This is a genomic window from Microbacterium aureliae (genome assembly GCF_054780155.1).
Map to the genome: position 1 here is coordinate 1 of NZ_BAAGWW010000008.1, position 5,021 is coordinate 5,021.

Sequence of the window (5,021 nt, forward strand, 5' to 3'; positions counted from 1 at the left end):
TTATCAAGTCATCGGCTTATTAGTACCAGTCAGCTGCACGTGTTGCCACGCTTCCACATCTGGCCTATCAACCCAGTAGTCTGGCTGGGAGCCTCTCACCCCGAAGGGTATGGAAGTCTCATCTTGAGGCCGGCTTCCCGCTTAGATGCTTTCAGCGGTTATCCATCCCGAACGTAGCTAATCAGCGGTGCTCCTGGCGGAACAACTGACACACCAGAGGTTCGTCCAACCCGGTCCTCTCGTACTAGGGTCAGATCCTCTCAAACTTCCTACGCGCGCAGCGGATAGGGACCGAACTGTCTCACGACGTTCTAAACCCAGCTCGCGTACCGCTTTAATGGGCGAACAGCCCAACCCTTGGGACCTACTCCAGCCCCAGGATGCGACGAGCCGACATCGAGGTGCCAAACCATGCCGTCGATATGGACTCTTGGGCAAGATCAGCCTGTTATCCCCGAGGTACCTTTTATCCGTTGAGCGACAGCGCTTCCACAAGCCACTGCCGGATCACTAGTCCCGACTTTCGTCCCTGCTCGACCTGTCAGTCTCACAGTCAAGCTCCCTTGTGCACTTACACTCGCCACCTGATTGCCAACCAGGTTGAGGGAACCTTTGGGCGCCTCCGTTACTTTTTGGGAGGCAACCGCCCCAGTTAAACTACCCACCAGGCACTGTCCCTGAACCGGATTACGGTTCGAAGTTAGACATCCAGAGTGACCAGAGTGGTATTTCAACAACGACTCCACATGAACTGGCGTCCATGCTTCACAGTCTCCCACCTATCCTACACAAGCCACACCGAACACCAATACCAAGCTGTAGTAAAGGTCACGGGGTCTTTCCGTCCTGCTGCGCGTAACGAGCATCTTTACTCGTAATGCAATTTCGCCGAGTTCGCGGTTGAGACAGTTGGGAAGTCGTTACGCCATTCGTGCAGGTCGGAACTTACCCGACAAGGAATTTCGCTACCTTAGGATGGTTATAGTTACCACCGCCGTTTACTGGGGCTTAAATTCTGAGCTTCGCCTTGCGGCTGACCCGTCCTCTTAACCTTCCAGCACCGGGCAGGCGTCAGTCCGTATACATCGTCTTGCGACTTGGCACGGACCTGTGTTTTTAGTAAACAGTCGCTACCCACTAGTCTCTGCGGCCACCACACCCTTTCGAAGCAAGTTCTAATAAGTGGATGGCCCCCCTTCTCCCGAAGTTACGGGGGCATTTTGCCGAGTTCCTTAACCACGATTCTCTCGATCTCCTTGGTATTCTCTACCTGACCACCTGAGTCGGTTTGGGGTACGGGCGGCTTGAACCTCGCGTCGATGCTTTTCTTGGCAGCATAGGATCACCCACTTTTCATCCGCATCGTGTCTCAGCCTGTATGAGGAACGGATTTGCCTATTCCTCGGCCTACGCACTTGCCCCGGGACAACCATCGCCCGGGTTGGGCTACCTTCCTGCGTCACACCTGTTAATACGCTAGCCGCACCAGCATGGGGTCGAGCGTTCGCCAGGACGCCTTCACCCCGAAGGGATCCGTGCATTCCTGGTTAGGACTCTTAGCACCACTGGATTGACTGGGGCGGTTCTTCGCCGGTACGGGAATATCAACCCGTTGTCCATCGACTACGCCTGTCGGCCTCGCCTTAGGTCCCGACTTACCCAGGGAAGATTAGCTTGACCCTGGAACCCTTGGTCTTTCGGAGGACGTGTTTCTCACACGTCTTTCGCTACTCATGCCTGCATTCTCACTCGTGTAGCGTCCACGGCTGGGTCACCCCGCCGCTTCACTCGCCACACGACGCTCTCCTACCCATCAACACGGCTGGACCACGAAGGCCTACCAATAATGTCAATGCCACAACTTCGGTGGCGTGCTTGAGCCCCGTTACATTGTCGGCGCGGAATCACTTGACCAGTGAGCTATTACGCACTCTTTCAAGGGTGGCTGCTTCTAAGCCAACCTCCTGGTTGTCTGAGCAACTCCACATCCTTTCCCACTTAGCACGCGCTTAGGGACCTTAGTTGGTGGTCTGGGTTGTTTCCCTCTCGACTATGAAGCTTATCCCCCACAGTCTCACTGCTGCGCTCTCACTTACCGGCATTCGGAGTTTGGCTGACGTCAGTAACCTGGTGGGGCCCATCGGCCATCCAGTAGCTCTACCTCCGGCAAGAAACACGCAACGCTGCACCTAAATGCATTTCGGAGAGAACCAGCTATCACGAAGTTTGATTGGCCTTTCACCCCTATCCACAGCTCATCCCCTCAGTTTTCAACCTAAGTGGGTTCGGCCCTCCACGACGTCTTACCGTCGCTTCAGCCTGGCCATGGATAGATCACTTCGCTTCGGGTCTAGGACACGCGACTATGGTCGCCCTATTCAGACTCGCTTTCGCTACGGCTACCCCACACGGGTTAACCTCGCCACGTATCGCTAACTCGCAGGCTCATTCTTCAAAAGGCACGCTGTCACACCTACCAGGGGTGCTCCAACGGTTTGTAAGCAAACGGTTTCAGGTACTATTTCACTCCCCTCCCGGGGTACTTTTCACCTTTCCCTCACGGTACTTGTCCGCTATCGGTCATCTGGGAGTATTTAGGCTTATCAGGTGGTCCTGACAGATTCACACGGGATTTCTCGGGCCCCGTGCTACTTGGGATACTCTCCACGCTGCGTCCGGCATTTCGGTTACGGGGCTGGCACCCACTCTGGCCGGCCTTTCAAGACCGTTCACCTATACCGACGCATCACGTCCACTGCTCGGCAGAACAGTACGGAAAGTCCCACAACCCCCACCATGCAACTCCTGCCGGATATCACACACAATAGGTTTAGCCTGATCCGCGTTCGCTCGCCACTACTGACGGAATCACTGTTGTTTTCTCTTCCTGTGGGTACTGAGATGTTTCACTTCCCCACGTTCCCTCTACCCGCCCTATATATTCAGGCGGGAGTCACCAGGTACGCACGCGCCCTGGCGGGGTTTCCCCATTCGGAAATCCTCGGATCAAAGTGTGCTTATCCACTCCCCGAGGCTTATCGCAGATTGCTACGTCCTTCTTCGGCTCCAGATGCCAAGGCATCCACCGTTTGCTCTTAAAGACTTGAAATCACATGAGCTGATCTATCGATCATTCGTTTGTGAAACACCCCGAAGGGTGTCTCTAAGATGCTCGCGTCCACTGTGTAGTTCTCAAAGTACGGGCGGTACCCACCCCGCCACCAGCACCAGCCGGCAACAGAAGAAGGCCCAGAGGTCCGTCAGCTCCCAACCCCGACAGGGTTGAAGCGCATCCGGTCCCTCAGGACCCAACAGCGTGCATGTGCCACCCGAACCCCCTGACCCCGTTCCAACTGCAAGCAGCGTACTGAGAACCAGGAAACCCCGGCAGCACCTCGTCAAATGTTCCACCCATGAGCTGACCCCTCCGAGACATTCGCTCGAAGCGGGCTCTGGGAAGCCGAAGCCTCCAGATGCTCCTTAGAAAGGAGGTGATCCAGCCGCACCTTCCGGTACGGCTACCTTGTTACGACTTAGTCCTAATTACCGATCCCACCTTCGACGGCTCCCTCCACAAGGGTTGGGCCACCGGCTTCAGGTGTTACCGACTTTCATGACTTGACGGGCGGTGTGTACAAGACCCGGGAACGTATTCACCGCAGCGTTGCTGATCTGCGATTACTAGCGACTCCGACTTCATGAGGTCGAGTTGCAGACCTCAATCCGAACTGGGACCGGCTTTTTGGGATTCGCTCCACCTCACGGTATTGCAGCCCTTTGTACCGGCCATTGTAGCATGCGTGAAGCCCAAGACATAAGGGGCATGATGATTTGACGTCATCCCCACCTTCCTCCGAGTTGACCCCGGCAGTATCCCATGAGTTCCCACCATTACGTGCTGGCAACATAGAACGAGGGTTGCGCTCGTTGCGGGACTTAACCCAACATCTCACGACACGAGCTGACGACAACCATGCACCACCTGTTCACGAGTGTCCAAAGAGTTCCCTATTTCTAGGGCGTTCTCGTGTATGTCAAGCCTTGGTAAGGTTCTTCGCGTTGCATCGAATTAATCCGCATGCTCCGCCGCTTGTGCGGGTCCCCGTCAATTCCTTTGAGTTTTAGCCTTGCGGCCGTACTCCCCAGGCGGGGAACTTAATGCGTTAGCTGCGTCACGGAATCCGTGGAAAGGACCCCACAACTAGTTCCCAACGTTTACGGGGTGGACTACCAGGGTATCTAAGCCTGTTTGCTCCCCACCCTTTCGCTCCTCAGCGTCAGTTACGGCCCAGAGATCTGCCTTCGCCATCGGTGTTCCTCCTGATATCTGCGCATTCCACCGCTACACCAGGAATTCCAATCTCCCCTACCGCACTCTAGTCTGCCCGTACCCACTGCAGGCCCGAGGTTGAGCCTCGGGTTTTCACAGCAGACGCGACAGACCGCCTACGAGCTCTTTACGCCCAATAATTCCGGATAACGCTTGCGCCCTACGTATTACCGCGGCTGCTGGCACGTAGTTAGCCGGCGCTTTTTCTGCAAGTACCGTCACTTTCGCTTCTTCCTTGCTAAAAGAGGTTTACAACCCGAAGGCCGTCATCCCTCACGCGGCGTTGCTGCATCAGGCTTCCGCCCATTGTGCAATATTCCCCACTGCTGCCTCCCGTAGGAGTCTGGGCCGTGTCTCAGTCCCAGTGTGGCCGGTCACCCTCTCAGGCCGGCTACCCGTCGACGCCTTGGTGAGCCATTACCTCACCAACAAGCTGATAGGCCGCGAGCCCATCCCAGACCGAAAAATCTTTCCAACCGTTGAAGATGCCTTCACGGCTCGTATCCAGTATTAGACGCCGTTTCCAGCGCTTATCCCAGAGTCCGGGGCAGGTTGCTCACGTGTTACTCACCCGTTCGCCACTGATCCACCCCGCAAGCGGGGCTTCACCGTTCGACTTGCATGTGTTAAGCACGCCGCCAGCGTTCATCCTGAGCCAGGATCAAACTCTCCGTAAAAAACGATTGCCACC

Annotated in this window: 2 rRNA genes; both read right to left on the reverse strand. The window is 55.8% G+C overall.

The features are described from left to right. Positions 1-3,109 (reverse strand): 23S ribosomal RNA (locus ACYVF4_RS13535). A gap of 375 nt (positions 3,110-3,484) precedes the next feature. After that, a 16S ribosomal RNA gene (locus tag ACYVF4_RS13540) occupies positions 3,485-5,007 on the reverse strand. The 16S and 23S rRNA genes sit together here, the layout of an rRNA operon. Positions 5,008-5,021: the final 14 nt, after the last annotated feature.